Genomic DNA, 16,296 nt, shown 5'->3' with positions numbered 1-16,296 from the left:
CTTCTCGCTGGCGCCGTCCACCCGCCCCCGCAAACGCGCGAAGACGCTGAACACCCCGTCCGGCACCAGGCCCGTCCCGATGCCCGGTACCTGCGGCGAGGCCGCCCTGAAAGTTAAACCTTCAATGTGTTTTCCTTGGATTCGTCGACCGCTTCGCGCCGCGCCACGCGGCACGACCTCGAGGAGCCCCGCCGTGACCACACCCACCCCGACCGCTTCTTCCGCCGCTGCCGTCCCGCCGGTCGTCGCCATCGCCCATCACTCGGGCTTCGGGCACACCGCGGTGCTCGCCGAGGCGGTGCGCGAGGGCGCCGCCGGCGCCGGCGCGACCGTCCACCTGGTCAAGGTCGACGAAATCACCGAGGAGCAGTGGGACCTGCTCGACGCCGCCGACGCGATCGTCTTCGGCTCGCCGACCTACATGGGCACCGCGTCCGGCGCCTTCCACGTCTTCGCCGAGGCCACCTCGAAGCGGTGGGCGACCCGCGCCTGGCAGGACAAGCTCGCCGCCGGCTTCACCAACTCCGGCTCTAAGAGCGGCGACAAGCTGCACACCCTGCAGTTCTTCTCCGTGCTGGCCGCCCAGCACGGCATGCACTGGATCAACCTCGGCCTGCCGTCCGGCTGGCACTCCACCACCGCCTCCGAGTACGACCTCAACCGCCTCGGCTTCTACCTTGGCGCCGGCGCGCAGACCGACACCGACCGGGGGCCGGACGGCGTCCACAAGGCCGACATAGCCACCGCGGAACACCTCGGCCGACGAGTCGCCGCCCAGGCCGCGGTCTACGCCGCCGGTCGCGCCGCCGTCACCGTCTGATCCGCCTCCTGCGGACGCCGGGCGCCCGCAGGGATGGGCGCGGCAGAACTCACCGGCCACTTCAGCCGCCAACGCGTACGCACCCCCGCCGACGCGAAGCCCGCGTGGATCATCCACTACGAAGGCTGCTGGCTCACCGACGAGCAGCCCACCCTCACCCTCGACCAGGCCCGCCGCGCCACCTTCGAAAGCGCCGAGCCCTGCGAGAGGTGCGAGGGCCGACAACTGTACGAACTGCGCACTCCGCCGTCCGACGGCTCGTGAACCGGGCGTGAGCATGCTGGACCGTGCAAGCCGCACCCGCAGTGCCCGGCGCCCGGAACCTTCCGGTCGCCGGGGCGACTCCGTGCCGGTGATGGCCGTTACAGTCGAACAGGGTGTCCGCAGCCAGCTCCAATGGCTGCGGACACCCTTCAACTCGAACCCGTGCGTCAGCGCTGGTCGGGGTCTACGGGGACAGGTCCGCAGTGCCCGTCGCAGCCCTCGCCGTCGTGGATCGTGCATCCGTAGCGGTGCACACGGGTGCCGTCGTCGTGAAGCTTCCGGCCGTCGGAGTCGTGCCGACCTGCGTCGTACTCATGGTTCTTTCCTTTCCTTATGGGATTACCTAGGCAGGGCGCTTTACGGTGTGCTGGTGCAGTGCGGCTCTATCGGGTGCCCACCTCCGTGAGGCCGAGAGTCTGGGCGGCCAGTGGAGAAGCGGCACCGCAGCCGCCCGGACGGGGCGCCACGGCGTTCCGGTACGCCCAGCCCGGAGCCAGTTCACGAGGCAGCGGGGACGAGAGGTGGTGCCGGGCCCACATCGGGCAGCCCCTGGTAGAGACCTTCCTCCTCGGCTTCGGCCCAGTCGGGATCCGTCGCACACGGCGCGCCGCTGCCGCCGCGGAGGCGCTGGAAGTCCTGCTCCCATGTCACGGAGATGCCGTATCCGCCATTTCGTTTGGCGCGTACGCTCCACTCCGGGATCTGGTCATCCTTTCCGTACTCCGTGATGCGCCACCCAGTGGCCTCAAGGTGGTCCCGGACTTTGCGCAGCGCCGCAAGGCCTTCGGACTTTCCGACCCTGCCCACCATCCAGTGGTGGTACAGCCGGTACGCGCCCTCTTCGGGCTCGTCGGCCATGCCCTCCAGGCCGTCCGGGTAGCAGCGGTCCGAGCCGAAGCTGTTCTCGTTGTTCGTCTTCGCCTCATAGCCGCCTGGGTTGAGAGTGCGGTTGAGACCGAGCGCGGCGTACGCGTCCAGGGAGTAGCCGGAGATACGGCGAGCCATCGTGTCGGGCTTGACGTCTGGATAGTCCTCTGGAGTGGCGCGCTCGATCTGGTACACGACGACCAGGCCCAAGAGCAGGAGGACCGGCGCAAGCACCACCACCGCACAGCCGATGCCCGCCACCTTGAGCGCCGAGGTGGGCCGCGTTTCGCTCTCGATCATGTACGCGACGGTACGAGCGGCGGATCAGCCCTGGAACCGTCCGGCCGCTCATCAGCAGTAAGTACTCCTACTCAGGTATCCCCCGCCCTCTACCCGGTCGACATGGTCGGTTCCGGTGGCCGGTCGGGCCCGACGTATCGCGGCAGCCTCGGTGCCGCAGCCACCGCCGCCGGCTGCTGCCGTGCCGCAGAGGGGGCGTTCAGGCGCCTCGGTCGGCTTCATCCTGCCGCTCAGCCGCGGACCACGTGGAGGCGCCAGCTGGCGGGGAGCGTCATTCGGAACGTGCTGTATTCCGCTGAGCACCATTGGTGCGGGCTGCGAGGTAGGCGGTCCAGTCGGTGCCGGCGCGACGGCGCCACAGGGATGCGGTGATCGGGTGCAGTCCGAGCATGGGCCCCAGGATCGCCGGAGGCAGTTCTTGGGCGACGGCGACGAGGGCGGTGGTGCGGGCCGGGCGGTTGGGGATGCGGTGGGCGGCCAGGCGGCGGCCAAGGACGGCTGCGGAGAGATGGGCGCCGGGGAGGTGTCCGGGGAACAGCCAGCCGGAGGGCGTGTTCGCTGCCCAGCCGGTGGGCTCGGGGCGCTCGACCAGGTCGGTCAGGAGCCGGGCGAGGGAGGCGGGCAGGGGGATGGGGGTGCGGTCGAGAGTAAGGAAGGTGGTGTTGTCGTCGGCGGTGGACAGGGCGCTGGTCGTTAGCGCGGCGATTCGGGTGAGGTGTTGCCCGAAGAGCAGGAGAATTGCCCCCGCCGACCGGACGTCGAGCGGGAGCTCGGGGTCCGTCAGGCACTGGTGCAGGAGGTCCCACTGGGAGTCCTCGTCGAGTCCGACCGGATCCGCCTTGGGACGGTGTGGAACCTCCAGGGCCCGGGCGTGGTGGCGGCGGTGGGCCCAGACGACGAAGTCACGGACCTCGTACCGTGTTCCGGGATTCCCGGCGAGCCAGGCGTCGACCTGATGCTGGGTCACCTCGCCAAGGGACAGTCCGCAGGCCGCCATAGTCGTGAGGAATTCCACGGCGACGTTGATGCGGGTGTAGGCCCAGCGGATCCGGTGCTTTACCCCGCCGCCGCGTAGGCGTTGGCGGCGGCGAGCGCGAGGCAGCAGGGACCAGCGGACGTAGGAGCGGAGCAGGACCGCGTGATGGGGATGACGGGTGATGATCTCGTCGAGGTGGCGGGTGATCCGGGCGGAGAGCTCGTCGCGTTCCGGGAGCACCTGGTAGGTGACGAGGAGGCCGCGCAGGTAGTCGGCGATCATCGCGCCAGATCGGCTGCCGGTGGCGGTGGCGTCCAGGTCGGCGTGGGTGAGGGGGCGGCCGGTGGCGATGAGGTCTGCCAGGAGGCGGGCGGAACGGGAGTTGCGCAGCCAGTTCAGAGCTGTGCCCGGTTCCGGGCAGTCGGCGAGGGCCGCGCGCATGTGGGCATACTGACTGGTGTCGCTGTCGGGGGCGGCGTTGAACAGTGCGGAAAGTCGGTCCTGCACCGCGCATCGGTCGCATAGGCCGCGGACCTGGTAGGAGCGGGGTTCGCCGCACCGGGGGCATGCGTAGGGGTCTGGGTGGCCGGCGCATGGGCCGCAGACGCGCTGGTGTTGGCAACGGGCGATAAGGACCCGGCGTCGTTCGCAGCCCGGGCAGAAGGCTGGCTGGCGACGGGCGTCGCGGTAGCAGCTGTGGCACACCGGCCCGACGGGCCACCTTGCGCATACCGGGGCGCTGGTCCGGCATAGGGCACACGGGGCGAGCGGGCGGGGCCGGCAGTTCGAGCACGGATCCATCGCCGCGTGCTTTCCGCAGATCGAACAGACCCGGTCGGCGGCGAGTTGGATCCGGCGGCAGGCCGCGCAGGTCTTGCGACTGGGCCGGGGACCGATCGTCCCACACACGTTGCACGGGCCGATGTCACCTCGTGCTGCGAGGACACCCTCGCAGCCGAGGCAGACCCGACCACCGGGCACCGCCCGCCGCAGCGGCCGTACCCGTCCGCACCGCAGACACGCTGGCCGCCTCACCCCTGGCACACCGACCTCGGTCAACGTGTTGATCAGGGCCTGAACGGAGCGCGGCGCGGCGGAGTCACCGCTGACCAACGCGTCCGGGTGCGCGGCCAGATGGGCCTGGATACGGCCGCGGGCCGACGGCGTCAGCTCGGCCACGATCCGGTTCGCCTCCTCCGGAGGTAGCTCGGGAAGGTACCGGGTGATCCGCTGCGCGAGCTCAGTCCATGCCGACCTCGCCGGGCCAGGACCGGTCACTGCTCGCTCGGGCGCCGCACGCGTACCCGCCGCGCCGGCGGCGCCTTTGCCGCACTCGCGTTCTCGCCGGTCGCCGTCGGCTTGGCGACCTGGGCGCGGACCTCGGTGACCGTGATCAGGTCGGCCGGGGTGACGTCGAGGATGCCGCACAGGGCGGCCAGGACGTCCATTGACAGCCGCTGTGGAGGCTGAGCCACCAGGCGATACACCTGCTCGCGGGAGAGGTGGACACCGTAGTCGGCCAAGAGCGGGACGAGGTCTGTGGTCTGGTACATATCCCGCTCCGCCATCAGCCGGCGCAGGTTCCACGTGAACCCCATGCGCTGCATCACTGCGGCATCAACACCCCTCCACCACCGCGCTTCAGTCGCCGCTGGAGCGCGTCTTCGATCAGCCGGTTGCGGTACTCGTCCGACACCCAGGTGTACAGCGCGGTCGTCGAAGCGTAGGCGTGCCCGACCTGCTCTTGGACGAATCTCTCGGGATACCCGAACTCGATCAGGTGCGTGATGTAGGTGTGCCTCAGGCAATGCAGATCAAGGTCGGCGGGGAGGTCCGCGTGCTCGCGGATCGCGGCGAAGACCTCGTCCAGGCGCCGTACTCCGAGCCGCCCGCACCGCTCCGAGACCCACAACGCGGGGTGCCGGGCCGGAGAGAACCCGCACCGGACCTCCTCCACCCACTCCTGGACGACCGGGACGATCCAATCGACCTCCGGCACGGTCAACACCGTCCGCCGCTTCGGCGGACTGCCCCTCGATGCCTTGCCGTACCGGACCTCCAGGGCACCGAGGCGCCAGTACTGGGGAGCACGCGGGTTGTGCCGCAGGTCGGTCAGGTCCAGCATCGACGTCTCACGGCGCCGGGTCCCGTATGCGTAGACCTGCTTGACCAGCACCGAGTCCCGCCAGGCGGCCAGGACGCCCTTGCGACCCTTCTTGCGGATTTGCTCCACCCGGTCGTCGGCCGCGTCGAAGAAGGTCTGAAGCTCGTCGTAGGTTAACGCGCGCCGGCCGGGGCAACCCTCGAACTCGGTGACGTGCTGGGCAGTGTTCCAGTCGTGGCACACCTGGACCGGGAACCGGCCGAACTCCTCCAGACACGCCTTCGTCCACCCGTACCGGGAGTCGCTGATGAAGGCGCAGAACATCTCCAGGTCGCCCTGTTGCCCCCGGACGGTAGACCACACGACCTCGCCGCGCGAGAGCCGGGCGGAGAAGTACGCCTCAACGTCCTCCGGCGTCCAGTCCCATGGGTACGTGCCTGTGAACTCGGCGAACCGCCGCACAAGGCTCAGTCGGTCACTGATCGTCTTGCGCGCCAACAGCCGACTGCGCTGCTGCTGTTCCCACCCTCGCAGTATCGCGTCGAACATCGCCGGGGCCGGGTCCAGCGCCCGCACGTTGTTCGCACACACCAACCGGATCGCGCCCGGCAGATCTACCCCGCTCATCCCACGCTCCAGATGATTGCATCAGATGCAACATCGTGGCGTTGGGTGCCCCACCTCAGGTCAGAAAGCCCGCAACGTCACCGGACCGGGTGACAACCGCGTCGACGAGCTCCCCCAAGCTGTCAGCGGTACGAGCGGAATGATGCGTCCGGCCCAACTCCGCCCACTTGCTATCCCAGGCCTCGGCGAGCGGCACCATGTGGTCGATGTCGAGACTGCGCGCGCTGTCCTGGTCGGCATCGTCGTCCACCCAGTGCCGAAACGCATCCCGCTGGTACCCGGTGCGATCCTCCTCGGCGACCGGCAGCGCCGCGATCGCCTCCCGCACCGTGACGGTCACCGTCCCTCCTGGTGCTGCCCCCGACGGCGTCGTCCCGCCCAGCAGCGCCGCCACGACACCCGCCGCCACGACCATCGCCCTCACCCTGCGTGCCATACCCGTCCTCCTCGTGGGGTCAGGCACAGACGTATCCACCACCCCTCGACCCCCGCTGGAGAACATCTGGAAGACCACTCACGCGAATGAACAAAGCTCGTGCGCCGCAACCGAAGCCTCGGCGCGCGGGCTCTCTCCCCCCGCGACGGCCTGCGGTAGACGAACCTGACCGAGCACACCGCCAAGTGCCAGTTAGCTCCGGGTCCAGGGCCGGGACGATGACGGCGGGCGGGGATGGACAGCACGACCGGGGTCACCGGAGCGGCCGGGACCTCGTCGGCCGGCTGCGCGGCCGCGGCCTGCCGGGGACGGTCGGGCAGGGGCAAGCCTGCCCGAGTTGCCTGGCGAGCGTACGGCCCCCTGACCATGCCCGACCCCAAACCGGGCAGGCCACCGGTCAAAGCCGCTCCGCCGACTCGGGCGGGGGCGCGGACCATTGGCTGATCGCCGACATCCTGGCACCGCCCGAAGACCACCCTGGGTGCTTGTAGCTGGGCCAGCCGTATCGTGGGGACGTGCGCAACGACCGACACGACGAGCCGCTCTCCAGCGAGGAACTGGAGCTGTTCTTCCAGTACCTCCACCGCTTCGCCCAGCACGACGTCGATCTGTTCGCCCTCCTAGAGACGGGGGATCCCGACCACCCCTGCTACGTAACACTGACGCGCGACCCCCTCCCCGGCACGGACCAAGCCGCCTACCACCGACCGTGATCGAATCCGCGATGCCCTCTGACATCTACGGCTGACATCAACGACGACAGACACCAGCGGCTCCTGAGGATCGCCGACAAACAGCGCAAGCGCCGCAACGGAAGACCAGTGACACCGCCCGACCGAACTTCTAAAGCGGCGGTCAGCGCCGGCGTCCGGAGCCGTGAGTGCAGAGCCGCTCGACGGTTTTGTGGCGCGTGTGGCGGCCGCTGCCTACCTGTTCTCGGGGAGACGCCAGGCGATGTCGTGGTGTGAGGTCAGGGGTGTCCACCGTTCCGTGCCGCGGGCCACAGCTGGGGGTGTGGGCATGCGGTCGGCGGCCGGTAGGGGGCCAAAGTCCAGTCCGGTGAGGGTGGCGATGTCGCGAATGGGTGCTTGGAAGGTGCGGAAGGCGCCCAGTGGGGGCGGGTTGCCTTCGGCTTCGGCTTTGGCCAGGGCCCGGGCCGCTTCTGCGGCGGTGAGGTCGGGGCTCTGATCGAGGATGTAGGCGGTCGCGGCCAGTTGTCCGTCGTCGAGGAAGCCGACGACCTTCCAGAACCGCAGCGGGATCTTCACCCCTCGGTAGACGGGGTCGCTATCGAGGAGGACCGGTCCGGTGTGGACGACCAGGCGGCGGTCGAACTCGGCCGCATGCTCCAGCAGGTAGGTCTCCAGGCCCAGCCACAGCTCCTTGCCCTGGTTGAAGATGTCGGCCTGCGGGGCGGCATTGGTGTAGTGGAAGGTGTCGTCGTCCGCACGTTCCGCCTCGCCCGGCTCTCCCCACACCGGGTCCAGTCGGCGCACCAGGTGTCCGCGGTCCAGAGAGTTGTCCGCGTACAGCTCGTTGCCCGCCTGATGTCCGTTCGGCAGGCGGGGGTCGAGGCGCCAGCGGCTGTCCCGGTCCGAATCGCGCAGGCGGGCCCCGTCGATGGCCACGGTCGTCGCCGCGGCGAGCTGGCGGTCCGGGCGCAGCAGCACGGTGAAGTGCGTGTACGGCAGCGGCACGATCTCGATGGCGGGGTCGGTGGGGGTGGGGAGCGGCACCTGGGGGCCGAGGAAGCCGGGGTCGTAGCCGGCACGGTCGGCGAGTGAACTGGTAGCGGCTGGTGTCGCTGATGGTCCGGGCTCTGGAGAAGGAGTCATGGAAGCGGGGTACCACGCCTCCGTCACCACCACACCTGGATGACCTGCAGATGCCATACCCCTGCCCGTGAACGGTCCGGCCCCGGACAGAGAGCAGGACGGGGATCCACGTCAGAGCTCCGCGCTGGCCGGGAACCCGCTGGCGATGCGCGGCTCCACCGCGCCCGGCTGCCGTGACGAACGCACTTGATTGCGGACGGACGGCGCCGCGTGGAGAGCGGCGCAGCCGGTCCGGCTTGGAAGTACGGCGGCTGTTCTCGACCGGCAGCCCGGCGGCGGGTCACGAGTGGCTGAGGGGCACCAGCAATGCCGCGCACTCCGCAAGGACCTGGGCGGCGAGCGCCACCTGCCGCACCCGTGTGTTCGGCGCGGCCAGGACCATGACGCAGGCGACAACGCCAAGGCCGACACCCCAGTTGAACACCCAATCGGGCAGTCCCGGGCTGCACTCCTCCCCGTACGTCAGGCACCGCGACGCCCGCTCGGAGGACAGGGCCAGCAGACCAGCTCCCAGGAACGCCGGCATGAAGGAGACGGCGCACAGGACGGACCAGAAGCGGGAGCGGTCCTTTTCCGCCGACACCTGGGCCGGGGACGTCGGAGGGCGGGCTGTTGTGTGCATGCCTTGATCCAACGCTTCTCAGCCGGCCCGGGACACCCGTGCGGGTACTCAATCGCGGGGTGCGCACGGTACTCAGGCGGAGGCACCCGGACGCCGGCGCCAAGGACCACCGACGGCTTCTACCCGGTTCCACCGTGCCGCCCGCCAGCCGCCTCGCGCCATACCCGCGAGGTGCCTGACCGGCACGTAGCTCCGAAGCGAGGGGCGTCCCCCGCAACCGCGTCCCCGGCCAAGTCGCACCACGGACTACTCCGTATCCGCAGGTCATGGGTACAACAGGCACCCCGATGCTGCAGGGGGGCGGCGCAGGCCATCGCCTAGGACGCACCGCACCACGTCCCGCCACCAGGACAGATATCGCTGATTCGCATCCAATGCCATTGGCGGCGGCAGGAGCATCGGAGCAGCAAATAGCGGTAGCCGGTGACGCAGTACCGCGTCACCGAGCAGGCTCCGCCGTCGCGGTCCCCACCGTCAGTGCTGTTGACCGAAACCCGATCTGTCCTACCAGGCAGTGCCCCAACAACCAATAGATTCACGGCCGCTGAAGCGCATAACGTGCTCGCCTCACGGACGGCAGCCCGACACAGTGCCGTCCTTCACCAACGAGGGGACATACGCACCCATGCACATCAGCACGCCCAGAAAAGCCGTTGTCGGTGCCGCTCTCGGCACCCTCCTCCTCACCGGCATCAATGCGGCAACAACAGCGCAGGCCGCACCGCCGAACTACAGCATCGCCGTGACCCAGGCCTCGGCCGTCAAGACCGTCTACGCCAACACGGACGCTGCCGCGAGCTGCAAGCTCAACACCATGACCATCACCCGCACCAGTATGTGCATGGATGTCGGTGCCCGCGTCGACTTACTTAAGAATGGCAAGCCGGTCGGCTCCGCTACCTTCGACATCAAGCACTCCATGACGCTGAAGACGAACAAGCTGAAGTGGGGAGAGAGCTTCACCGTCGGCAAGGCCAAGCTCGTCAAGGCCGGCGGCATCCACATCAACGTGGCCGTCGGCGGCGGCAAGGGCGTGAAGACCGCCGTCAAGTTCCCGCAAGGGTCCACCCTCGGCCCGGCCCGCAAGGGAACCGTCGGCTACGCCGCCCGCGTGGGAAAGATGAAGCAGCTCGCCAACCGGGCCTCCTACCGGTTCACCTTCACCAAGGCCGGCTACACGGCCGGCGGCTTCACCTACAAGTCGGCTAAGTTCCGCTGCGACGACAAGTTCTGGGGCCCCAAGAAGCGCACCAAGAACCCCGGCTGCGTCTTCCCGGCCGCGTCTCCCGTCTTCACCCTCTCCCGCCGCGACGCGAAGGTGAAGGAGTCCGCCAACCACATCCTCGACGCCCAGCGCAAGATCGCCGGCCACCCGGGCGCCTCCACCCCGCTGCACCGCATCACCGACCAGAAGGTCATCGACGCCCACCGCAAGGCCATGTGCGCGAAAGTGCACAATCCCGACCCTAAGAAGTACGACTGTGACGAGTACCCGTTCGCTGCCAGCAAGGAGGGTGGCAACCCGGCCCGGGGCAGCACCCGCATCATCTCCCTCGGTGACAACCGCAGCGCCGGCGCCCGCCTCGGCGGCTTCTACAAGGTCCAGCGTGTCCTCAACGGCGACGGCTACTACGTCCGCATCAAGTAAGACGTGCCACGCACCTGCCACAGGTCGTCCCGTCTACCCTTCCAGGACGTGACCGGTAGGCACAGCACGCACGATGGGGGTTCTGCATGCACCGTTCCAACTGGCCGCTCCTTGACGGCCGCACCCGGCCGCTCAAGATGAAGGAGTGGGGCGACCTGGCCCTCATGGACCCCGATGCCGGCAAGCAGCCGCGTGGACGCGGGTTCCTGGCGGCCGGGAAAGACTGGTTACACATCGACGCCGGAAGCGCCCTGGAGAACCCCATCGTCACCCTCTACGCCGGAGATGACCCGGGAGCAGAAGGCGGCTGGGATGAGGTCGAAGAGGTCACGGTGATCTCCACGACCGGCTTCCTGGCCCTGTGCGACAGCGGATACGAGCCGCTACGCAAAGAGAATCTCGCCACCGCAGGAGTCGGGCCCTACCTGATCCGTGTCCATGCCAGTGACCGGTCGTCGGAGGGCAAGAAGCCCCGTTTCCTCATCCAGGTCATCCCCGGCGAGCGTACGGGGGCTGCCCCCGAGCCGCCCTCCTCCACGATCGAGGAGTCCGCCGGTCCGCTCCTGGTGCGGACGTCCTTCCACCAGCCAGATGAATGGGCACGCCTGCTTCAGGCCCTGGAAGGCGGCTCGGAGCACTTGGAGTCGATCACCGTCATCGACAACCGCGCCCACGCAGGCTTCACGGCGGAACAGATCCAGGCGCGGATCAGGCGTGATGACGAAGACTGGCCCGACAGTACTCTCGTCCTCATCGCCGACGAGGGGGCACTAGCCTCAGCAGAGTTCCCGCTGCTGGCACTGAACAACCTGCCCGACAATAACGACGATCCGTTCAGGATCACCCTCGCAGCGGCCGGTTCCTTCCTTGTGAACATGGAGCTGGCGAACACGAGCTTTGGTGATTGGGGCTGCGGTGTCGACGCCGACGGCGTCTACCGGAAAGAGCACCACTGACAGTGCCAGAGGGGGCGCACACCACGCGGTGTGCGCCCCTACCACTGTCATCTACCTTGATCCGCTGATCGCCAGCCCCCAGACACGGTAGCCTCCGCACCCGTTCTCACGGGCACGGCCCCCATCAGGCGGCAGTCGTCACCGAGAACCCCGGCGCGATACCGGTCTCACGGCACTCGCACCGCGGATCGGAGCACAGCTTCTCGTGGGCGAGCACCGACAGCACCGCGACCTGAAGCCGCGTCTGCTGTTCCAGCTTTTCCACGATCCGCGCAATGTGCGCCTTCACTGTGCGCTCCGCGATACCCAGCTCCCGGGCAAGATCGCGGTTTCCTGCACCCGTGCCCACCAGAAGGAGCACTTCCCGCTCGCGCTCCGTCAACCTTGTGAGCTTCCACAGACCCCGTAGCGGATGGGCGCCCATCCGACGGTAGGCACAGGCGTGACCGCCCGCATCGGACCGTGCAGTCATTCCGGTCCTTCCTGACCACCGCATTTCTTCCCCAGAAGACCCCCGTGGCCTGGGTGCGGCGGTGGTCATTTCCAACCTAGTGGCTTGCACCATCGGGCATCCCCGACCGGCGTGTCGGAAGGACAATTTCGGTCAAGAAGCCAGTTCATAGAGTCGTTGACGATCGCACCGAAGACCCCACACCACGGGAGCCACGCACACGCATGCTCACGTCCACGACCGGCTGTGTCGTCTCTACCGCCGCCGCTACCGTTGCCGGGCTCAACCGTCCTCACCCTGGCGAAGCCGCCGACCGGGCCCCGCTTCCACCGAGAACACAGCCCGGAATCGCCGTCACGACGGCCAGCGCATCGCCCCACGCGTGGCTGACCAGACACACGCCCGCGCTGGAGGCGGCATGCTGCCCCCCACGTTCCATGTTCACCACGCCGCCGGCCTGCAGGGCACGGCCGCGCTCGACACCCGTCGCGGGGCGTGGATGATGCTCGATCCGGACGCCTCGCGGATCTGGCAGGCCGTCACCATGCGAGGCGGCACAGCCGAGCTCGCAGATGAGATCGCCCTCCCCGCTGGCCAGGACCCGCAGGCCGTCGACGGCCAGATCACCGAGTTCGTCGAGCACCTGGTGGCCGCCGGCATGCTCGTCGACACCGACCGCCCGGCCCGCAGGAGTGGCGGCGATGACAGTCACAGTCCCCACCGCAGTTCGAGGCTTCACATTCCCCGCACCGTGGGCGTGGCGCGCTGCGGACACCGGGGGGCGCGGGCCGATAGTGTCGAGGGTCGGTCGCAGGCTGAGGGGGGTCCATGGCGAAGCGCAGGCCTAGGAAATCGAGGCAGTTACCGTCGTTGTCCGCCGACAGGGTGCGAGCAGGGTGGCAGGGGCCGAGGGGCACTCAGATCCGGCTGGCCCGTCCGCAGGACGTGAAGGTCGCTGCCGCGCTGTTGGAGACCGCGGGGGACGGCGTCGGGTTCATGCCGGTCTTGAGCGCGGCCATCGAGGAGGGGTGGGCCGGCTCGGCCATGCTGGCCGGTCTCGGCGGCGCAGAGGCGTTCCAGGTCGCTGTCGCTCGGGCGTTCACCAGCCACCCCATGGACGAGGCGTTCACCAGCATCTGCCTCACGCTGGTCGCCGTCGACGAGGAGGACCGCGCCGTGGGCGTGCTGTCCGCCACGGCGCCCGGGACCATCATCGAGACGGCTATGGCACACGGCTTTCCCGATGAGGCGGCCACGGTACTGGGCATGCTCGTGGCCAAAGTGCACGGCCTGGCCGTCGCCGAGCACGCCCGCGGCCAGGGAATCGCCAGCGTGCTACTCAAGCGGGCATGGCAGGTCTACCACCAGCTCCGCTACCGCCTCCTGTACGGCTCGTTCGAGGCGGAGCGCGACCTGAGCGCCTTCTACTCCCGGTGTGGCTACACCGTTCTCGCCCCCGGCGAGGGCTTCGTTCTCGACCGCCTCAGCCTGCCCTTCGGGATCAGCGCGGGAGCAGACCAGTGCATGTTCACCCGCTGGCGCCTTGGCCACTGACCTCTGACGCGCGGTGCGCGTCCTCGCCCTGGACGAACCGACCGCAGCCCTGGACGCCCGCGCCGAGCACCGGATCTTCCAGCAGCTACGGCAGCTCGACGACGTTGAGGACCACGTCTTCATCACCGGCGAACGTCCGTCTGGCCGACCCATCGTCGTCCAGGACCGCGGACGTCTCGCCGAGCAGGTCAGTTCCCACGAGCTTCTCGCGGCCAGCGGCTTGTTCAGCGAGCTGTACCAGCTGCAGCAGGGCGGCCCTGCCGCGCTGCAGCCTCTGATCACCACGGCGGCCGGCCCGCGCCGGCTTCTAGCCGGCGCGGCGGAGGGTTAGCAGCCCTCCCCGACCGCCGCTCGATGCACGGCCCAACCGCGGCGATGAAACAACGCCAAAAAGCCGAACACCGACTTCATCGTAATCCGTCCAGCCCTGACGAAAGAGGCCAACGTGACCACGCGCCGACGACTCCCCCAGCCCGCCCCGACCGCCGGCCTCGACCGCCGCCGCAGAACCCTCACCCTGAACCCCGACACCTGGCGAGAGGCCACCGCCAAAGCAAAAACCGAGCACCTGACCGGCGCCCGCGTCCTCGAAATTCTCCTCGCCAGCTACGCCGCCAGCCACATCACCATGACCCCCGGCCCCGACGAAGAAGAGCAGGACCTGTCCCGGTCCACGGTCTTCCTCGCCGACTCCGTAGTACGCAAGGCAGAGCTACGGCGCGAACGGGACACCGCGGCCCCCTCATTCTCCGCCCTGTCTCGACGCCTCCTGGCCGCCTACGCCCGCGGCGACGTCGAACTCAACCTCTCAGCCACCGGAACCGCCTAAGATCGTGTCCTATGTGGTGAGGCGGGCGTTGACCGGTCATGGGGCGGGGTACGTGGGACTGGATCGTGCCGGATGGGCTGTGGGAGATCGCGAAGCCGCTGATCCCACCGTCGAAGGTCCGGCCACAGGGCGGTGGGACGCAGGACACGCCTGACGAGACGGTGTTCGCCGCGATCATCTACGTGCTGGTCAGCGGCTGTGCCTGGCGGACTCTGCCGCCGTGCTTCGGCATATCGAAGTCGACCGCTCATCGCCGGTTCCTGATCTGGTCGCGCGCTGGCGTGTGGGGAAGGCTGCACGAGGCGGTCCTGCACCGGCTCGACGACGCTGGTCTGATTGACGTGACCCGCGTCGTCCTGGACTCCGCCCATGTACGGGCGAAAAAGGGGGCGAACTCACAGGCCGTCGCCCGTGGACCGGGGCAAGCAAGATGCACGTCCTGTCGGACCAGAACGGGCTGCCCCTCGTCGTCGGCATCTCCGCCGCCAACACCCACGACAGCGAAGCCCTGAAACCCACGGTGACCGGTCACCAAACGAGACACGATCCCCACCGCGGCCGCCACTTCAAACCCCAGCGCCTGCACGCGGACAAGGCATACGATGTTCCCCATCTGCGGAAATGGCTCCGCGGCAAACGCATCGGAGTCCGCATTGCACGCAAGGGCATCGAGTCCAGCGAACGCCTCGGCCGCCGCAGGTGGGTGATCGAGCGCACCATGTCGTGGCTGACCGGCTACCGCCGACTCTCGCCCCGCTACGAACGCGATCCCCGCAACTACCTGGCATTCCTCGGACTTGCCGCCGCAATCTGCTGCTACAAGCGACTCGTCCGCCTCACCACATAGGACACGGTCTTAGGGGCCAGCGGCGTCCACATTGACCTGCACCAGTAGTGCCACCACAAGGATCGCCACCAAGCCAACGCAGCCCCCGCCAAGTATCTTGCGCGTCATTCGTACCGGTCGACCTGCCATGGCACTGCGGACGGCGAAGCGCGCCAATAGCGCCGCCGGGATGAGAAGGACCGCGACCGTGAGCCAGATCGACAGGTACGCCCAAGACTCCGCGGTCTCTCCGGACAACAGCCAGGCTGCCAAGGCCACGGCGGTCACCGGCGCCACCGCGACCATCGGGGCGACGATCGGAACCCACCACCACGCCTCGTGACCGCCCCATCGGGCACCCGCCCATCGCGCGAACGAAGCCGTCGGCAGCACCAGAGCCATGGCCAGGATCGCTGCCGCCGCAACGAGAACCGGCAGGAGGAAAACGGCCATCGCACTGCCGCCGCCGGGCTCCACGAGTGTGCCGACCACCATGGCAAGCACCAATTCGACGGCCGTCGCGATGGTCGCCACATGGAGCTCCGACTGCGGTTCCTTCTCGCGGAAGGTTCTGTCTCCACTCATGCCGTGATCTTCCTCCTGCCGGGACAGCGGAACGACCCGGGGTGGCCGGGCGCCTCCCATGGAGCGCTGAGGCGGGGGCGTCAAATCCGAACTGGCCAGCGGTAGGTGACCGAGCTACTGCAGAGACGGAGAAGAGTGCCGTCGTGGCTGGGGTCGGCTCCACGGCTTTAGAGGGCGGTTCGTGAGGTGATATTCCTCGCACAGCGTGGTCACCGCGGCCGCCGTCAGCGCGGGCCGGCCGCCCACGATGCGGTCCAGGATGCTGGTGCCGAGCACCGCGGCCGCGCTCGCGTAGCGGTAGGCGAGGAGCCCGACGCCGCGCTCGTAGCGGTCGGCCAGGCGGCCGAGCTGGAGGAGGGCGTCGGGGTGGTGGGTCAGGGTCTGGCCCTGGGTGTAGACCTGAGCGTTCTCCTCCAGCCGGTAGGAGCGGTGGGTGAGGGCGAGCGCGGACTCGTCTCGTGCCGCAGGTCCTGCATCGTGACGTACAGGGCTCGCAGCGCCTCCGGCCCTGCGGGCGCCCGGCGTCCGCAGGAGGCGGATCAGACGGTGACGGCGGCGCGACCGGCGGCGTAGACCGCGGCCTGGGCGGCGACTCG

Annotated in this window: 19 protein-coding genes and 2 pseudogenes; 10 read left to right on the top strand and 11 right to left on the bottom strand. The window is 68.8% G+C overall.

Going from position 1 to position 16,296, the window contains the following annotated elements; all coding sequences use genetic code 11:
* The coding region (locus tag CD790_RS35430) for a hypothetical protein (RefSeq protein WP_222108348.1) at positions 1-207 on the bottom strand (207 nt) is incomplete at its 3' end.
* Between CD790_RS35430 and CD790_RS33930 the strand changes: the two genes are divergently transcribed.
* Both CD790_RS33930 and CD790_RS33925 read left to right on the top strand, forming a co-directional pair.
* Positions 194-820: a flavodoxin family protein gene (locus tag CD790_RS33930; RefSeq protein WP_260868112.1), complete on the top strand. Its 627-nt coding sequence runs from the start codon at positions 194-196 to the stop codon at positions 818-820. The two genes, CD790_RS35430 and CD790_RS33930, sit on opposite strands and share 14 nt — an antisense overlap.
* Before the next feature lie 33 nt (positions 821-853).
* Positions 854-1,084: a DUF6233 domain-containing protein gene (locus tag CD790_RS33925; RefSeq protein ID WP_144387233.1), complete on the top strand. Its 231-nt coding sequence runs from the start codon at positions 854-856 to the stop codon at positions 1,082-1,084.
* 498 nt (positions 1,085-1,582) lie between these two features.
* Here the strand turns inward: CD790_RS33925 and CD790_RS33920 are convergent, their stop codons facing one another.
* The 5 genes from CD790_RS33920 to CD790_RS37085 all read right to left on the bottom strand — a co-directional run bounded on the left by CD790_RS33920 (position 1,583) and on the right by CD790_RS37085 (position 6,394).
* Complete coding sequence (locus CD790_RS33920; RefSeq protein ID WP_144387232.1) at positions 1,583-2,251, bottom strand: hypothetical protein; 669 nt, start codon at positions 2,249-2,251, stop codon at positions 1,583-1,585.
* 271 nt (positions 2,252-2,522) lie between these two features.
* Positions 2,523-3,734 carry a hypothetical protein gene (locus CD790_RS33915; protein WP_144387231.1) on the bottom strand — a complete coding sequence of 404 codons (1,212 nt, stop codon included), beginning with the start codon at positions 3,732-3,734 and terminating at the stop codon, positions 2,523-2,525.
* 767 nt (positions 3,735-4,501) lie between these two features.
* Positions 4,502-4,837: a helix-turn-helix transcriptional regulator gene (locus CD790_RS33910; protein WP_144387230.1), complete on the bottom strand. Its 336-nt coding sequence runs from the start codon at positions 4,835-4,837 to the stop codon at positions 4,502-4,504.
* Entirely contained in the window at positions 4,834-5,958 is a 1,125-nt protein-coding gene (locus CD790_RS33905) for a site-specific integrase (protein WP_144387229.1), read from the bottom strand. The genes CD790_RS33910 and CD790_RS33905 overlap by 4 nt, the downstream gene beginning before the upstream one ends.
* Positions 5,959-6,013: 55 nt before the next feature.
* Positions 6,014-6,394: a hypothetical protein gene (locus tag CD790_RS37085; protein ID WP_186319397.1), complete on the bottom strand. Its 381-nt coding sequence runs from the start codon at positions 6,392-6,394 to the stop codon at positions 6,014-6,016.
* Between the two features lie 515 nt (positions 6,395-6,909).
* Between CD790_RS37085 and CD790_RS33895 the strand changes: the two genes are divergently transcribed.
* Positions 6,910-7,107: a hypothetical protein gene (locus CD790_RS33895; RefSeq protein ID WP_144387228.1), complete on the top strand. Its 198-nt coding sequence runs from the start codon at positions 6,910-6,912 to the stop codon at positions 7,105-7,107.
* A gap of 213 nt (positions 7,108-7,320) precedes the next feature.
* Here the strand turns inward: CD790_RS33895 and CD790_RS33890 are convergent, their stop codons facing one another.
* Positions 7,321-8,229 (bottom strand): DNA/RNA non-specific endonuclease, encoded by a 909-nt coding sequence (locus tag CD790_RS33890; RefSeq protein WP_144387227.1) that lies wholly within the window; start codon positions 8,227-8,229, stop codon positions 7,321-7,323.
* 280 nt (positions 8,230-8,509) lie between these two features.
* Positions 8,510-8,851, bottom strand: a complete 342-nt coding sequence (locus tag CD790_RS33885; RefSeq protein ID WP_144387226.1) for a hypothetical protein — start codon at positions 8,849-8,851, stop codon at positions 8,510-8,512.
* Positions 8,852-9,476: 625 nt separating this feature from the next.
* Here CD790_RS33885 and CD790_RS33880 point away from each other — a divergent pair.
* Together CD790_RS33880 and CD790_RS33875 are read left to right on the top strand one after the other, a co-directional pair.
* On the top strand, positions 9,477-10,499 hold the full coding sequence (locus CD790_RS33880) for a NucA/NucB deoxyribonuclease domain-containing protein (protein WP_144387225.1): 1,023 nt from the start codon (positions 9,477-9,479) through the stop codon (positions 10,497-10,499).
* Between the two features lie 86 nt (positions 10,500-10,585).
* The gene (locus CD790_RS33875; RefSeq protein WP_144387224.1) at positions 10,586-11,455 is read left to right on the top strand and encodes a DUF6924 domain-containing protein; all 870 of its coding nucleotides are present in this window, start codon (positions 10,586-10,588) and stop codon (positions 11,453-11,455) included.
* A gap of 124 nt (positions 11,456-11,579) precedes the next feature.
* On the opposite strand, the gene CD790_RS33870 is transcribed toward CD790_RS33875, so the two are convergent.
* Positions 11,580-11,837, bottom strand: coding sequence for a response regulator transcription factor (locus CD790_RS33870; protein WP_260868111.1), 258 nt, complete (start codon positions 11,835-11,837; stop codon positions 11,580-11,582).
* 487 nt (positions 11,838-12,324) lie between these two features.
* Between CD790_RS33870 and CD790_RS37080 the strand changes: the two genes are divergently transcribed.
* From CD790_RS37080 to CD790_RS33845, 5 genes and pseudogenes are all read left to right on the top strand, one after another.
* Positions 12,325-12,855, top strand: a complete 531-nt coding sequence (locus tag CD790_RS37080) for a PqqD family protein (protein ID WP_399218685.1) — start codon at positions 12,325-12,327, stop codon at positions 12,853-12,855.
* Entirely contained in the window at positions 12,852-13,460 is a 609-nt protein-coding gene (locus CD790_RS33860; RefSeq protein WP_260868110.1) for a GNAT family N-acetyltransferase, read from the top strand. The genes CD790_RS37080 and CD790_RS33860 overlap by 4 nt, the downstream gene beginning before the upstream one ends.
* Before the next feature lie 13 nt (positions 13,461-13,473).
* The gene (locus tag CD790_RS33855) at positions 13,474-13,791 is read left to right on the top strand and encodes a hypothetical protein (protein WP_144387220.1); all 318 of its coding nucleotides are present in this window, start codon (positions 13,474-13,476) and stop codon (positions 13,789-13,791) included.
* 114 nt (positions 13,792-13,905) lie between these two features.
* Positions 13,906-14,289: a hypothetical protein gene (locus tag CD790_RS33850; RefSeq protein ID WP_144387219.1), complete on the top strand. Its 384-nt coding sequence runs from the start codon at positions 13,906-13,908 to the stop codon at positions 14,287-14,289.
* 38 nt (positions 14,290-14,327) lie between these two features.
* Positions 14,328-15,136: pseudogene (locus tag CD790_RS33845) on the top strand (IS5 family transposase).
* 9 nt (positions 15,137-15,145) lie between these two features.
* Here the strand turns inward: CD790_RS33845 and CD790_RS33840 are convergent.
* Both CD790_RS33840 and CD790_RS35425 read right to left on the bottom strand, forming a co-directional pair.
* A complete protein-coding gene (locus CD790_RS33840; protein WP_144387218.1) occupies positions 15,146-15,700 on the bottom strand; it encodes a hypothetical protein in 555 nt (184 codons plus the stop codon).
* Between the two features lie 114 nt (positions 15,701-15,814).
* Positions 15,815-16,296: pseudogene (locus CD790_RS35425) on the bottom strand (hypothetical protein); the annotation flags it as partial.

Source organism: Streptomyces sp. SAJ15, assembly GCF_007595705.1.
Classification (GTDB): Bacteria; Actinomycetota; Actinomycetes; order Streptomycetales; family Streptomycetaceae; genus Streptomyces.
The sequence above is the reverse complement of the archived record's forward strand: the minus strand, read 5'-3'. Positions and strand labels throughout refer to the sequence as shown.

Bases quoted from the DNA above. Each gene is read 5' to 3' on its own strand.
- CD790_RS33925 (WP_144387233.1), top strand. From the start codon at position 854: ATGGGCGCGGCAGAACTCACCGGCCACTTCAGCCGCCAACGCGTACGC.
- CD790_RS33920 (WP_144387232.1), bottom strand. From the start codon at position 2,251: ATGATCGAGAGCGAAACGCGGCCCACCTCGGCGCTCAAGGTGGCGGGC.
- CD790_RS33905 (WP_144387229.1), bottom strand. From the start codon at position 5,958: ATGAGCGGGGTAGATCTGCCGGGCGCGATCCGGTTGGTGTGTGCGAAC.
- CD790_RS37085 (WP_186319397.1), bottom strand. From the start codon at position 6,394: ATGGCACGCAGGGTGAGGGCGATGGTCGTGGCGGCGGGTGTCGTGGCG.
- CD790_RS33890 (WP_144387227.1), bottom strand. From the start codon at position 8,229: ATGACTCCTTCTCCAGAGCCCGGACCATCAGCGACACCAGCCGCTACC.
- CD790_RS33885 (WP_144387226.1), bottom strand. From the start codon at position 8,851: ATGCACACAACAGCCCGCCCTCCGACGTCCCCGGCCCAGGTGTCGGCG.
- CD790_RS33880 (WP_144387225.1), top strand. From the start codon at position 9,477: ATGCACATCAGCACGCCCAGAAAAGCCGTTGTCGGTGCCGCTCTCGGC.
- CD790_RS33875 (WP_144387224.1), top strand. From the start codon at position 10,586: ATGCACCGTTCCAACTGGCCGCTCCTTGACGGCCGCACCCGGCCGCTC.
- CD790_RS37080 (WP_399218685.1), top strand. From the start codon at position 12,325: ATGCTGCCCCCCACGTTCCATGTTCACCACGCCGCCGGCCTGCAGGGC.
- CD790_RS33840 (WP_144387218.1), bottom strand. From the start codon at position 15,700: ATGAGTGGAGACAGAACCTTCCGCGAGAAGGAACCGCAGTCGGAGCTC.